The organism is Bradyrhizobium sp. IC3123, assembly GCF_020193625.1.
GTDB classification, from domain to species: Bacteria; Pseudomonadota; Alphaproteobacteria; order Rhizobiales; family Xanthobacteraceae; genus Bradyrhizobium; species Bradyrhizobium yuanmingense.
In genome coordinates this window covers 294,329-308,606 of record NZ_JADYVF010000006.1, presented here as the reverse complement: position 1 = coordinate 308,606, position 14,278 = coordinate 294,329, and the positions used below count along the sequence as shown (strand labels likewise).

Below are 14,278 nucleotides of genomic sequence, written 5' to 3'. Positions count from 1 at the left end.
CCATCCCCGCCGTCGATACGGTCCCGCGCGATTCAAAACCCCCCGCGAGAGCCCGATCTGACGATGGACGCCTCATTGCCCGCCCATATGCACCCGGAACGCTCGTTCCAGGGCTTCATCCTCGCGCTCCAGCGGTTCTGGGCCGAGCAGGGCTGCGTGATCCTGCAGCCCTACGACATGGAAATGGGCGCGGGCACCTTCCATCCGGCGACCACGCTGCGGGCGCTCGGGCCAAAGCCCTGGAACGCCGCCTATGTACAGCCGTCGCGCCGGCCCAAGGACGGCCGTTACGGCGAGAACCCGAACCGGATGCAGCACTATTACCAGTTCCAGGTGATCATGAAGCCGTCGCCGCCGAACCTTCAGGAGCTGTACCTGAAATCGCTCGCCGCGATCGGCATCGATTCCGCCGTGCACGACATCCGCTTCGTCGAGGACGATTGGGAGAGCCCGACACTGGGCGCCTGGGGTTTGGGGTGGGAATGCTGGTGCGACGGCATGGAAGTCAGCCAGTTCACTTACTTCCAGCAGGTCGCCGGCTTCGAATGCGCCCCGGTTGCGGGCGAGCTCACCTACGGGCTCGAGCGCCTCGCGATGTATGTGCAGGGCGTCGACCGCGTCTACGACCTCAATTTCAATGGGCGCGACGGTGATCAGAAGGTCACCTATGGCGACGTGTTCCTGCAGGCGGAGCAGGAATATTCGCGGCACAATTTCGAGTATGCGGACACCGCGATGCTGTTCGAGCAGTTCAAGATGGCGGAAGCGGCCTGCAGAAAGTACCTCGACGCCGGTTGGCGCGACGGCGGCAACCGGAAACAGCATCTGATGGCGCTGCCGGCCTACGACCAGTGCATCAAGGCGAGCCACGTCTTCAACCTGCTCGATGCCCGCGGCGTGATCTCCGTGACCGAGCGGCAGAGCTACATCTTACGCGTGCGCGAGCTGGCAAAAGCTTGCGGCGAGGCCTGGATCCACACTGAAGCGGGCGGAGCGGCCTGATGCCCGATCTTTTGCTTGAACTGTTCTCGGAAGAAATCCCCGCGCGCATGCAAGGAAAGGCGGCCGACGATCTGCGCCGCATGGTCACCGACAAGCTGGTTGCCGAAGGCCTGGTCTATGAGGGCGCGAAGGCGTTTGCGACGCCGCGCCGCCTTGCGCTCACCGTGCACGGCATCCCTGCGCGCCAGCCTGATCTGAAGACCGAGCGCCGCGGACCCAAGGTCGGCGCGCCCGATGCGGCCGTGCAGGGCTTCCTCAAGGCAACCGGTTTGAAGTCGCTGGACGAAGCCAAAATTCAGCGCGACCCCAAGGGTGATTTCTACATCGGCTTGATCGAGAAGCCCGGCCGCGACGCGATCGACGTGCTCGCGGAAATCCTGCCCGTCATCATCCGCACCTTCCCCTGGCCGAAATCGATGCGCTGGGGCTCGCGCTCGGGCAAGCCCGGCTCGCTGAACTGGGTGCGTCCGCTGCACGCGATCACCGCGACCTTCGGCCTCGAGACCGAAGAGCCCGATGTCGTGACGTTCGAGGTCGACGGCATCGAGAGCGGCCAGACCACCTACGGCCACCGCTTCCTCGCGCCGGCGCCGATCTCCGTGCGCCGCTTCGAGGACTACGAGGCAAAGCTTCTTGCCGCGAAAGTGGTGCTCGACCCCGAGCGCCGCAAAGACGCCATCCTCACTGACGCCAAACAACTGGCCTTTGCGCAAGGCTTTGAACTGGTCGAGGACCAGAACCTGCTCGACGAGGTCGCCGGCCTGGTCGAATGGCCGGTCGTGCTGATGGGCTCGTTCGAGCCGGAGTTCTTGAAGACTCCCGACGAAGTCATCCGCGCCACCATCCGCAACAACCAAAAGTGTTTTGTGGTGCGCGACCCCAAGACCGGCAAGCTCGCCAGCAAGTTCATCCTGGTCGCCAATATCGAGGCCACCGATGGTGGCAAAACCATCATCGCCGGCAACGAGCGCGTCATCCGCGCGCGGCTGTCGGATGCAAAGTTTTTCTACGAGACGGACCTCAAGACCAAGCTTGAAGACCGGCTGCCGAAGTTCGAGCAGATCGTGTTTCATGAGAAGCTCGGCACGCAGGCTGCGCGGATCGAGCGGCTCGAGCTGCTGGCGGCCTATATCGCCGAGCAAGTTGATGCGAATATCGACCAAGCGAAGCGCGCGGCACGTCTGGCGAAAGCGGATTTGCTCACGGAGGTCGTGGGCGAGTTTCCTGAAGTGCAAGGCCTGATGGGCAAATACTACGCGGTTGCTCAGGGTGAGAATCCGATAGTCGCTGCAGCCTGCGAGGAACATTATAAGCCGCAAGGGCCGGCAGATCGGGTCCCCACTAATCCCATAAGCGTTGCGGTCGCGCTAGCTGATAAGATCGATACATTGGTCGGGTTTTGGGCCATCGACGAGAAGCCTACAGGAAGCAAAGACCCCTACGCGTTAAGACGCGCCGGTCTGGGAATCATAAGAATTATTGTAGAGAACGAACTGAACGTCGCGCTTGGAACAATATTGGCTTACGCACTTGGCACGTTGTGGAGAGACTTGTTCCAGCAGCGATCTCAGCCCGTGCTTGACTTGGCTAAGGCTGCTCAAATTCACATCAAGAGCAAAGCAGTAGACAAGATCATCAAGAGTTATTCCAAAGGACTTGAGAAAGGTTTCAGCGAAGCCTTCGAGAAGCGAGCTCTCTTCTTGATAGGCGACCTCCTGGCGTTTTTTGCTGATCGGCTGAAAGTTCAGTTGCGTGAACAGGGCGCACGGCATGACCTCGCTGATGCGGTATTCTCCCTTGATGCAGATGAAGACAACCTCCTGATGATCGTCCGCCGCGTCGAGGCGCTCGGAAAATTCCTCGACTCTGACGACGGCAAGAACCTGCTCGCCGGCACCAAGCGCGCCAGCAACATCCTCAGCATCGAGGAGAAGAAGGACAAGCGCAGCTTCGACGGCGCGCCGGATGCTGCGCTCTACAGCCTCGCTGAGGAGAAGGCGCTGGCCAAGGCGATCGGTGAGGTCAAGGCGGAAGCCAGCGCTGCGGTGGCCAAGGAAGACTTCGCCGCCGCGATGAGTGCGATGGCAAAGCTGCGTCCGCCGGTCGATGCCTTCTTCGACAAGGTGCGCGTCAATGACGACGATCCCAAGGTACGCGAGAACCGCCTGAAGCTCCTCAACGAGATCCGCAGCGCCACGCGCGCGGTAGCGGATTTCTCGAAGATCCAGGATTGAGGCGCGGTTTGCGGCAAACACCGCTGTCATTCCGGGGCGCGCGTAGCGCGAGCCCGGAATCCATAACCACGATCGTGAGTATGGATTCTCAGGTGCGCAATTGCGCACCATAGCCCACGCCTCCGGCGTGTCCCGGAATGACGGCTGCTGATGTGGCTTGCCCAAAGAAGCCCCGCCCGGCGGGGGGAGGACCGGGCGGGGCCTGATGTCCGATTTAACACTGCTCGCGCCAGCCTGATGTGACGCGCCGGACATCGAATGGAGCGGCTGCGTCTTTAGTCCAGCACCTCGACGATGCGGCGCGAGCGCGGCTCGACCAGCACGGTTTCGCCGTTCACGACGGTGTAGCGATAGGTCGTGGCGCCGAAACGTTGCGGTACGTCATAATAGGTGACGCCTGCCTCGGGTAAGGTGGTGCCGACCACCACGCGATCCGGAATGCGGAAGGGCGGCACACGTTGTTCAACGACATATTCGCGGAAGGCGGGCCGTTGTTCGACGGCAATCGTCGGCGCGCCGTCGACCATGGCGGGCGCGCGTCCAATCGTGACATCGCTTTGCGCCTGCGCCGCAAGGGGCGCGCCGGTTGCGGCCGCGAGCGCTGCGAGAGCAAAAATCCTGTTCCGCATGGACAACTCCTTCGACGTGATTCTGCGGGCGCGCGAGCGGCGCGACCGGTTGCCAATGCGTGCCTCAAGCCAATGTTCCGGGAAAAGGCATGCCGCATTCGCGGCAATTTCGGGCAGTTTTCGTGAGGCCGGAACTCGCAGCAGCCCTTGCGCATCTCTACTCCCGGAACCCATCCGGTTATGATCCGCGCGCGATTCGCCTCACCTCACAGAAAGATAGTTCATGCACATCACCGTCGCCCACATTTCGCCGATCCTGTCGTTGATTGCGGGCGTGCTCATCCTGATCATGCCGCGGCTTCTCAACCTCATCGTCGCGATCTTCCTCATCGTCAACGGCGCGATCGGGCTCGGGCTCCTGAAGTGGCTCCGCTTCTAGGCGTTCACTTTTCGGAACTGTCCGTCTTGCGCGGGCCCGCCCAAAGTGGTGTAAGGCCCGCGATTTCCCATTCCTCTCGCAGGTTGTGTGCAAGCTATGGCCAAAGCCGCCTCGAAGCCTTCTAAAACTGCAGCGAAATCAAAGCCCTCCGCCAAGGCGAAGGCCGCGCCGGCGGCCCGCAAGGCGCTGGCCAAGAGCGCGCCGAAGCCGGTCGCCAAACCCACTGCAAAGCCGGTGGCAAAGGCAATGACCAAGGCGGCTTCGCCGAAGGTTGCCGCGAAGCCTGCGCCGAAGAAGGTTGTGCCTGCCAAGGCGGCGCCGGCAGCGGCGAAGGCCGGCAAATGGGTCTACACGTTCGGTGACGGCAAGGCCGAGGGCCGGACGGAAATGCGCGACCTGCTCGGCGGCAAGGGCGCCAACCTCGCTGAGATGGCCAATCTCGGCCTGCCGGTGCCTCCGGGCTTCACCATCCCGACCTCGGTCTGCACCTATTTCTACGAGCACGACAAGACCTACCCGAAGGAACTGAAGCCGCAGGTTGAGAAGGCGCTCGACTATGTCGGCAAGTTGACCGGCAAGGTGTTCGGCGACACCAGGAACCCGCTGCTCGTCTCGGTGCGCTCCGGCGCGCGCGCCTCGATGCCGGGCATGATGGACACCGTGCTCAATCTCGGCCTCAACGACCAGACCGTGGAAGCGCTGGCCGAGCTGTCGGGCGACCGCCGTTTCGCCTATGACAGCTATCGCCGCTTCATCACGATGTATTCCGACGTGGTGCTCGGCTTCGAGCATCATCACTTCGAGGAGATCCTCGACACCTTCAAGGACAGCCAGGGCTACACGCTCGACACCGATCTGTCCGCCGAGGACTGGGTCGAGCTGGTCGGCAAGTACAAGGACGCGGTCGCACGCGAGACCGGCAAGGAATTCCCGCAGGATCCGCACGACCAGCTCTGGGGCGCGATCGGCGCGGTCTTCTCATCCTGGATGAACGCGCGCGCGGTGACCTACCGCAAGCTGCACGACATTCCGGAATCCTGGGGCACCGCGGTCAACGTGCAGGCCATGGTGTTCGGCAACATGGGCGAGACCTCGGCCACGGGCGTTGCCTTCACCCGCAACCCCTCGACCGGCGAGAGCAAGCTCTACGGCGAGTTCCTGATCAACGCGCAGGGCGAGGACGTGGTCGCGGGCATCCGCACGCCGCAGGACATCACCGAGGAGGCGCGGAAGGAGTCGGGCTCCGACAAGGCGTCGATGGAAGCGGCGATGCCGGAAGCCTTCAAGGAGCTGACGCGGATCTACACGCTGCTCGAGAAGCACTACCGCGACATGCAGGACATGGAGTTCACCGTCGAGCAGGGTAAGCTCTGGATGCTCCAAACCCGCGGCGGCAAGCGCACCGCCAAGGCCGCGCTGCGTATCGCGGTCGAGCTCGCCAATGAGGGCCTGATCTCGAAGAAGGAAGCGGTGACGCGGATCGATCCGGCCTCGCTCGACCAGCTCCTGCATCCAACCATCGATCCCAACGCCAAGCGCGACGTGATCGCAACCGGCCTGCCGGCTTCGCCGGGTGCGGCCTCCGGCGAGATCGTGTTCTCTTCGGACGAGGCGGCCAAGCTTCAGGGCGACGGACGCAAGGTGATTTTGGTCCGCATCGAGACCAGCCCGGAAGACATCCACGGCATGCACGCCGCCGAAGGCATCCTGACCACGCGCGGCGGCATGACCTCGCACGCGGCGGTGGTCGCGCGCGGCATGGGCAAGCCCTGCGTCTCCGGCTGCGGCACAATCCGCGTCGATTACGGCCGCGGCACCATGAGCATCGGCTCGCGCACCTTCAAGACCGGTGATGTCATCACCATCGACGGCTCGCTCGGCCAGGTGCTCGCCGGCCGCATGCCGATGATCGAGCCGGAGCTGTCCGGCGAGTTCGGCACGCTGATGAATTGGGCCGACCAGGTCCGCAAGATCGGCGTCCGGGTCAACGGCGACACGCCGGACGACGCGCGCACCGCGATCAAGTTCGGCGCGGAAGGCATCGGCCTCTGCCGCACCGAGCACATGTTCTTCGAGGAGACGCGCATCCGCACGGTGCGCGAGATGATCCTCTCCGAGGATGAGCAGTCGCGCCGCGCCGCGCTGGCAAAACTGCTGCCGATGCAGCGCGCCGACTTCGTCGAGCTGTTCGAGATCATGAAGGGCCTGCCCGTCACGATCCGGCTTCTGGATCCTCCCCTTCATGAATTCCTGCCGCACACCCATGCCGAGGTCGAGGAAGTGGCGCGCGCCATGAACACCGACCCGCGGCGCCTCGCCGACCGCGCCCGGGAGCTCTCGGAGTTCAACCCGATGCTCGGCTTCCGCGGCTGCCGCATCGCCATCGCCTACCCCGAGATCGCCGAGATGCAGGCCCGCGCGATCTTCGAGGCCGCGGTCGAGGCGCAGAAGCGCACCGGCAAGGCCGTCGGCCTCGAGGTGATGGTGCCACTGATCGCGACCAAGGCCGAGCTCGACCTGGTCAAGGCACGGATCGATGCCACCGCACAGGCCGTGATGCGCGAGACCAACACCAAGCTGGCCTATCAGGTCGGCACCATGATCGAGCTGCCGCGCGCCTGCCTGCTCGCGGGCGAGATCGCGCAGTCGGCCGAGTTCTTCTCGTTCGGCACCAACGACCTGACGCAGACGACCTACGGCATCAGCCGCGACGACGCGGCGAGCTTCCTCGGTCCCTATGTGGCGAAGGGCATCCTCACGGTCGATCCCTTCATCTCGCTCGATCAGGAAGGCGTCGGCGAGCTGGTCAAGATCGGCGTCGCCCGCGGCCGCAAGACCCGCACTTCGCTCAAGGTCGGCATCTGCGGCGAGCACGGCGGCGATCCCGCCTCCGTCGCTTTCTGCCACCATATCGGTCTCGACTACGTCTCCTGCTCGCCCTACCGCGTGCCGATCGCGCGGCTTGCAGCGGCGCAGGCCGCGCTCGGCAAGGCGATCGCGAGCCAGGCGTAAGCCGAAACACAGACTTGAATTGAGAGAGGCGGGGCCCAGCCCCGCCTCTCATTTTTGGCACTGCTCTCTCCGCGTCGTCATTGCGAGCCACCGGGTCCGCGCAAAGCGCGGCCCGATGACAGGCTCCACGAAGCAATCCAGAATCGTTCCGCAGAAGGACTCTACTCGGCGCCCCTCACATCATCCCCGTCTCATCCTCCTCGGCCTGCCCGATCAGCGCCTCGCTCGCTACCGCCTCGCGGCGGGGCACGACGAACATCATCACGCAGGCGCAAAGGATCGAGATCGCGAGGACCGCTGAGGTCAGCGGCAGCGTCGTTGCGGAGTGGCCGCCGAGATAGGCGCCGAACTGCGACATCAGCGCGCCAATGCCTTGCTGCAGGAAGCCCATCGCGCCCGAGGCGGTGCCGGCCGCTTCGGGACGGATGCTGATGGCGCCGGCGGCGGAATTCGCCATCACGAAGGCATTGCCGGCCATCACGATCATATGGGTGCCGAACAGCCAGGCGGGCGCCTCGTTCCAGCCGACGAAGCTCCAGATTAGGTTTGCAAGGCTGCCGCAGAGTTGCAGGGCGAGCCCGAACCAGATCAGCTTCTCCAGTGAGTGGCGCGGCGCAAAGCGCACGCAGAGCAGGTTGCCGACCAGAAACGCAAAGCCCGTTGTTGCGAACCAGGCGCCGTATTCGGCGCTGCTGCGGCCCATCTGCGTCACCACGATGTAGGGCCCGCCGCCGGCGAAGGTGAAGATGATCTGGGACGCCAGCACCTGGCACATCACATAGCCGACGAAGGCGCGGTTGCGGATGAGCATGCCAATATCGCCGCGGAAGCCGCTGCCGGCGGCGCGGCTGCGGCGGGTCTCAGGCAGCGCCAAGGCGATCCCGACGGCAACGACGATGGCGGCGATGGTGATGGCATAAAAGATCGCGCGCCATCCCAACGCGGTCTCGATCAGGCCGCCGGTGAGCGGCGAGACCATCTGCCCGATCATCAGCGCCGCGACCACGAGGCTGATCATCGAGGCGACGCGGTCGCGCTCGTAGATGTCGCGGATGATGGCCCGGCTGATCACCATGCCGGATGCGCCGCCGAGCGCCTGGAAGAAGCGTGCGGCGATCAATTGCGGCAGGGTCTCGGCGAAAATGCAGGCGACGCTGGCCGCCACCATCAGTGCAAGTCCTCCGAGCAGCACCGGACGCCGCCCGAACCGGTCCGACAGCGGGCCCATGATCAGCTGCGACAGCGCGATGCCGACCATGTAGAGCGACACCGTCATCTGCGCGATCGAGATGTCGCTGCCGAAATCCGTCGCCAGCACCGGCAGCGCCGGAACCAGGATGTAGAGCGAGATCGGTGCGACCCCGGTCATCACCACCAGCAGCAGCAACACCAGACGCGAGGTCGCGAGGTTGCCGGCCGCTTCGGGCGGCTTGCTGATGATGCCGTGCATCGCCGGACACTAGCCGCATCGCGTTGCGAGCGAATACGCTCATTTCGGCATACGGCTATGCGCGAGGCGTCAAGGCGCTGGGCCTGTAGGGTGGGCAAAGACGCGCTCTTTGCGCGGCGTGCCCACCATTGCTGCCGTCACCCGGAGATGGATGGTGGGCACGCATCCGCCTCCGCTCTTCGAGCGGCAGCGGATGCTTTGCCCACCCTACGCAGGCAGTCTTATGACGGAGTTAGAGCTTCAGCTCCGCCGTGGCCTGATCGAGCCAGATCTTCGTCGCCTCGTCCAGCGCCGGCCGCACGTCGTCCCTGACGCGCGCATGGTACGCGTTCAGCCAATCGAGCTCGTCGCGGCTCAGCATCGCGACATCGATCAGACGGCGGTCGATCGGCGCCAGGGTCAGCGTCTCGAACGCGTTCATCGGCTTCTCGGCACCCTTGATGTCGGCGGCGACGACCAGCTCGAGATTCTCGATGCGGATGCCGAAGCCATCGGTCTTGTAGTAGCCGGGCTCGTTCGACAGGATCATGCCGCGCTTCAACGGCGTGGTGCCGAGCTTCGAAATTCGTGCCGGTCCTTCGTGCACCGAGAGATAGCTGCCGACGCCGTGGCCGGTGCCGTGCTCGAAATCGAGCCCGACGGCCCAGAGATATTGCCGCGCCAGCGTGTCGAGTTGCGCGCCCGTGGTGCCGTCCGGAAAGACGGCGCGCGCGATCGCGATGTGGCCGCGCAGCACGCGGGTGAAGCGGTCGCGCATCTCATCCGTCGGCTCGCCGACCGCCATGGTGCGCGTGACGTCGGTGGTGCCGTCTTCATATTGCGCGCCGGAATCGATCAGCAGGAGATCGCCGGGCGCGATCCGCCGGTTGCTCTTGCGGGTGACGCGGTAATGCACGATGGCGCCGTTCGGGCCGGTGCCGGAGATGGTCGGGAACGAGACGTCCCTGAGCGCGCCGGTGTCGCGGCGGAAGGTTTCCAGCGCCTCGACCGCGTCGATCTCGGTGAGCTTGCCGCTTGGCGCCTCGCGATCGATCCATGCGAGGAAGCGCGCCAGCGCCACGGCGTCGCGCAAATGAGCCGTCTTGGTGCCCTTGATCTCGGTCGCGTTCTTGACCGCCTTGAGCAGTGCAACCGGATCGCTGCCGCGCACCGGCTTGCCGCCGGCCCCGCTGATCAGGCGGCTGAGTGCGTCGGCCGCTGTGGCATTGTCGAGCGCAATGGCCGCACCGCTCTTGGCCAGCGCCATCAACGTCGGCGCCATGGCGTCCGGTTCGCGCACGTCAGCGGACTGCTCGAGATGGTCGCGTGTGAGGTTGGACAGCTTGCGGTGGTCGATGAAGATGGTGGGACGGCCGTCCTTCGGCACCAGCGCGTAGGACAGTGGCAGCGGCGTATGGGCGACGTCGGCGCCGCGGATGTTGAAGGTCCAGGCCACCGCGTGACTGTCCGACAGCACCAAGGCATCGGTGCCGAGCTTGGCGATCTCGGCCCTGATCTGGGTCAGCTTCTCCGCTTCAGTGATACCGGCGTGCTGAAGGCTGTGCACCGCGACGGGGGCGAGCGGCGGCTGCGGCCGGTCCTGCCAGATCGCGTCGATCGGATTGCTGTCGACCGCGACCAGCTCGGCCCCGGCCTTGGCGCAGGCGGCGGACAGCCGTTCTGCTGCCGAAAAAGTGTGCAGCCACGGATCAAATCCGAGGCGGTCGCCGGCTTTCAGATGCGCCGCCACCCAGCTCTCCGGCGGCGGGTCGATCAGCGATTCCACTACCCATGCCTTGGCATCGACCTGCTTGGCCGCCTGCAGCGTGTAGCGGCCGTCGACGAACAGCGCAGCCTCCTGCGGCAGAACCACTGCTAGTCCCGCCGAGCCGGTAAAGCCGGTCAGCCAGGCGAGCCGCTCTTCCGATGGCGGCACATATTCGTTCTGCTGCTGATCGGCACGTGGCACGACGAAGCCGGTCAACTTGCGACGGGCAAGTTCTTCGCGAAGTGCGGCCAGTCGTGCCGCCAACGCGACGCCGGCCTCCGGCTCCTCGAATGTCTGGAAGTGCGCTTCGAACATGGTGGATCACTTTAGGATCATGGAGATCAGTCCGCAATGTAGACGCATTTGCGTCGCATCTGGCATGGACTGTGCTTGAAATAGTTCCATTCGAATCGAGTGGAGTAAAGGATGCGGCAGTTGCGCTTCGTCCGGATAACAGGGAAATTCGAGCGGGTGGTTCATCTCAACGGCGAGGGGACACACAATGCCAGCGTTCACCTTTGAGAAGATTTCGCCGCCGGCGCGCCGCGCTCCGACAGCGGCAGTAACAAAGAAGCCGCGCGGCCTCATCAGCCAGATGATCGACCGTTTCGCCGAGCGCCGCGCCAAGCGCGCCTTGCGGGGCAAGCGCGCGTCACGCCGCGACGAGAAGCCGGCCGAGTAGCGCGGCGAGGGAGCGCACCGCCGTCGCGACGCGGTTAGTTCATCCCATCTTCCTCAGCAGCAGACTGCTCCACCCCTCGATGTGCAGATGCTTCACCGGCACGAGGCCGCGGGCGCGGTAGGCGGCGATCACGGCGGGCGCCTGGTGCGTCAAGAGGCCGGAGAGGATGACGCGGGCGCCAGGCGCAAGGTGCCGCGTCATCGGGCTCGCCAATTGCCGCAACGGATTGGCAAGGATATTGGCGAGCACCAGGTCGAACGGGCCTGCACGCGCAAAATCTGGCGCGGCAAAGCCGGTCGCGCGGATCACCCGCACATGGTTGCCAACTTCGTTCAGCGTGGCGTTCTCGGCGGCCACCCGGACCGATGGCGGATCGATGTCGGAAGCGAGCACCGCGCGATGCAGCGCCTTCGCCGCCGCGACCGCCAGCACGCCCGTGCCGGTGCCGAGATCGAGCAGGCTCCTTGGGCGGGAGCTCTTCAGGACATGGTCAAGCAGAAGTAAACAGCCGCGCGTCGTGCCATGGTGACCGGTGCCGAAGGCGAGCGCCGCCTCGATCTCGATGGCAAGCTTGTTCGGCGCCACACGGTCGCGATCGTGGCTGCCGTGCACGACGAAGCGGCCGGCCGGCACCGGGACGAGATCTTCAAGGCTGGCTTTGACCCAGTCCTTGGCTTCGACAGTGTCGAAGACGAGCGTCGCCGCGATCTCATTTCCTGCTGAAGTTGCAACGAGTTCGCGCAGCAATGCCTGATCGGGCGCTGCGGCGAAATGCAACGTGACGTCCCAGCGTCCGTCAGGCCGTTCGAACGCGGCGACCGCCGCATCGCCGTCGAAAAAGATCTCGGTGAGCATGTCGACGACGCGCTTGGCGTCGGCTTCGCTGCCGATCGAAAAGCTGGCGCGATAGGTCGGGGAAGGCTGCATTCAGGGTTCCGTCGCGTTCAATTTTTGGAACTTTTGCTGCCCAGTTTTCGGACAAGTTGAGGTTCCCATATTAACGCGCCTGCAGTGTGTGGCCCGTATATTTTCGGATGTAGAAGCAAGTCCACGCAGCTTTGAATTGAAACGGAGGCGAGTCTTGAAGCGCATGATTCAGAAGTTCTGGTCGGATGAGTCCGGTGCAACCGCGATCGAATACGGCCTGATCGCCGCGGGTATCGCCCTGGCGATCATTACCGTGGTGAACGGCCTGGGCACCACCATGAACGAGAAGTTCACTTCGATTAGCACCTCCTTGAAGTAATTTCCGCCGCCATTCTCCAGCGGGGGCTATTTTCTTCAAAGGCTGTTCCTGATCACCGCCCGCTAGGGGTTTCCCCTGGCGGGCGAGGTCGTTTTTGCCGCCCGACTTCACAGCTTATCCGCCTGCTTGTCCGGACTTTATCCACCACTTTTCCCCTGATCGCCTCGCCGATTTCCCACCGGCTTTCCCCAGGATCGCTCCTGGCCGTATCCGCCCAGGCCTCCTCTGGCCGCTCACAGGCCTTTCGACAGCCTGTCCACAACCAATCCACAGCCCTATCCACGGCTCCCGAACAGGGCGCGGTGATCCCGCAGGATGGCCTGCGCGGCGTTATGGCCGGGCGCGCCGGTGACGCCGCCGCCTGGATGGGCGCCGGATCCGCAATGGTAGAGGCCTCTCAGCGGCCCGCGATAGTCGGCGTGGCCCAGCATCGGCCGCGCCGAGAACAGCTGGTTCAATGTCAGCGCGCCGTGGAAGATGTCGCCGCCAAGCAGCCCGAACTGCCGCTCGAGATCGAGCGGAGACAGGATCTGACGGCCGAGCACGCTTGCCGCAAATCCCGGCGCGTACTTATCCACCGTCGCGATCATGAGATCGGCGACCTCGTGGCGATGGTCATCCCACGACTTTCCATCGGGAAGCCCTGGTGCGACATGCTGGCAGAACAGGCTCGCGACATGCTTGCCGGCCGGGGCCAGCGTGTCGTCGAGCGTCGAGGGGATCAGCATTTCCACGACAGGCTCGCGGCTCCAGCCCTGCGCGCGCGCGTCGAGCCAGGCGCGATCCATATAGCCCAGACTCGGCGCCAGGATGATGCCGGAGGTGAGGTGATCGCCCTCGCCTGAGAGCGCCGTGAAGGAGGGCAGGCGGTCCAGCGCCACATTCATCCGGAAGGTGCCGGAGCCGTTCTTCCAATGCCGCATGCGGGCGAGGAAGTCCGCAGGCAGAGCATCGGCCGCGATCAGGCGCGTGTAGAGCAGCTTTGGATTGACATTGGCCGCGACATATTTCGCGCGGATCGCAGAGCCGTTCTCCAGCACGATTCCGACGGCGCGGTCGCGCTCGACGATGACCTCGCGCACACCGGCATCCGTGTCGATCACGACGCCACGGTCGCGTGCCGCGCGCGCCATCGCCTGCGTGATCGCGCCCATGCCGCCGATGGCGTGGCCCCACACGCCCTTCTTGCCGTTCACCTCCCCGAACGCGTGATGCAGCATCACATAGGCCGAGCCGGCGGCGTAGGGGCTGGCATAATTGCCGACGATGGCGTCGAAGCCGAACAGCGCCTTGACCAGATCGTGCTCGAAACGTTCGTCCAGCATCTCGCCGGCCGAGCGCGTGAACAGATCGAGCAGGCTGCGGCTTTGTTCCAGCGTCAGGCCGCGCAGAATGTTGGCGCTCTGCAAAGCGTTCACGGCCTCGCGGACCGCGTTGGTGCCAAAACCGTCGAGCAGGTTCGGCGGCGCGCGGAGCACGAACCGCCTGAGCACGTCGGCAATGTCTTCCAGCTCGCGCGCGAAGCCGTCGAGCGCTTCCGCATCATGCGCGCTGAGCCGCGCCACCGAGGCTTTCGTTCGCCCCTCGCCGGTGAGGAGATAGCTGCCGTCTGGCGCGGGCAGAAAATTCTGCGCACGCCGCTCGACGATGCGCAGGCCCTGCTCGGCAAGCTTGAGGTCACGGATCACCTGCGGATTGAGCAGGCTCACGGTGTAGGCGGCGACAGAATTGCGAAAGCCGGGGTGAAACTCCTCCGTCACCGCGGCACCGCCGACCACCTTGCGCCGCTCGACCACGCGCACGCGCAGGCCCGCCATCGCCAGATAGGTCGCGCAGGTGAGGCCGTTATGTCCCGCGCCGATGATGATGACGTCCGTATCGGTCATGACTTCCTTGG

General features: G+C 64.6%; 11 protein-coding genes. 6 read left to right on the top strand and 5 right to left on the bottom strand.

What is annotated here, in order from left to right:
* Nucleotides 1-63 precede the first annotated feature (63 nt).
* Nucleotides 64-1,002, top strand: a complete 939-nt coding sequence (locus I6F20_RS22045) for a glycine--tRNA ligase subunit alpha (protein ID WP_225127803.1) — start codon at nucleotides 64-66, stop codon at nucleotides 1,000-1,002.
* Nucleotides 1,002-3,236: a glycine--tRNA ligase subunit beta gene (gene glyS / locus I6F20_RS22040; protein WP_225127802.1), complete on the top strand. Its 2,235-nt coding sequence runs from the start codon at nucleotides 1,002-1,004 to the stop codon at nucleotides 3,234-3,236. The genes I6F20_RS22045 and glyS overlap by 1 nt, the downstream gene beginning before the upstream one ends.
* A 275-nt stretch (nucleotides 3,237-3,511) precedes the next feature.
* Here the strand turns inward: glyS and I6F20_RS22035 are convergent, their stop codons facing one another.
* Nucleotides 3,512-3,865 (bottom strand): DUF1236 domain-containing protein, encoded by a 354-nt coding sequence (locus tag I6F20_RS22035; RefSeq protein ID WP_036006381.1) that lies wholly within the window; start codon nucleotides 3,863-3,865, stop codon nucleotides 3,512-3,514.
* Between the two features lie 223 nt (nucleotides 3,866-4,088).
* Here I6F20_RS22035 and I6F20_RS22030 point away from each other — a divergent pair, with 223 nt between their 5' ends.
* Both I6F20_RS22030 and ppdK read left to right on the top strand, forming a co-directional pair.
* A complete protein-coding gene (locus I6F20_RS22030; protein ID WP_008562090.1) occupies nucleotides 4,089-4,244 on the top strand; it encodes a DUF3096 domain-containing protein in 156 nt (51 codons plus the stop codon).
* A gap of 96 nt (nucleotides 4,245-4,340) precedes the next feature.
* Nucleotides 4,341-7,256 carry a pyruvate, phosphate dikinase gene (gene ppdK / locus I6F20_RS22025; RefSeq protein ID WP_036024905.1) on the top strand — a complete coding sequence of 972 codons (2,916 nt, stop codon included), beginning with the start codon at nucleotides 4,341-4,343 and terminating at the stop codon, nucleotides 7,254-7,256.
* Nucleotides 7,257-7,431: 175 nt separating this feature from the next.
* On the opposite strand, the gene I6F20_RS22020 is transcribed toward ppdK, so the two are convergent.
* Nucleotides 7,432-8,706, bottom strand: a complete 1,275-nt coding sequence (locus I6F20_RS22020; protein ID WP_225127801.1) for a multidrug effflux MFS transporter — start codon at nucleotides 8,704-8,706, stop codon at nucleotides 7,432-7,434.
* A gap of 232 nt (nucleotides 8,707-8,938) precedes the next feature.
* Nucleotides 8,939-10,768, bottom strand: coding sequence for an aminopeptidase P family protein (locus tag I6F20_RS22015; RefSeq protein WP_225127799.1), 1,830 nt, complete (start codon nucleotides 10,766-10,768; stop codon nucleotides 8,939-8,941).
* A 187-nt stretch (nucleotides 10,769-10,955) separates the two neighbouring features.
* Here I6F20_RS22015 and I6F20_RS22010 point away from each other — a divergent pair, with 187 nt between their 5' ends.
* Entirely contained in the window at nucleotides 10,956-11,135 is a 180-nt protein-coding gene (locus tag I6F20_RS22010) for a hypothetical protein (protein WP_036037320.1), read from the top strand.
* Between the two features lie 39 nt (nucleotides 11,136-11,174).
* On the opposite strand, the gene I6F20_RS22005 is transcribed toward I6F20_RS22010, so the two are convergent.
* Entirely contained in the window at nucleotides 11,175-12,062 is an 888-nt protein-coding gene (locus tag I6F20_RS22005; protein ID WP_225127797.1) for a 50S ribosomal protein L11 methyltransferase, read from the bottom strand.
* Nucleotides 12,063-12,225: 163 nt separating this feature from the next.
* On the opposite strand from I6F20_RS22005, the gene I6F20_RS22000 reads away from it, so the two are divergent.
* Nucleotides 12,226-12,381, top strand: a complete 156-nt coding sequence (locus I6F20_RS22000; protein WP_085968950.1) for a Flp family type IVb pilin — start codon at nucleotides 12,226-12,228, stop codon at nucleotides 12,379-12,381.
* A gap of 275 nt (nucleotides 12,382-12,656) precedes the next feature.
* Here I6F20_RS22000 and I6F20_RS21995 read toward each other — a convergent pair whose 3' ends face one another.
* Nucleotides 12,657-14,267 carry a phytoene desaturase family protein gene (locus I6F20_RS21995; RefSeq protein WP_225127795.1) on the bottom strand — a complete coding sequence of 537 codons (1,611 nt, stop codon included), beginning with the start codon at nucleotides 14,265-14,267 and terminating at the stop codon, nucleotides 12,657-12,659.
* Nucleotides 14,268-14,278 lie beyond the last annotated feature (11 nt).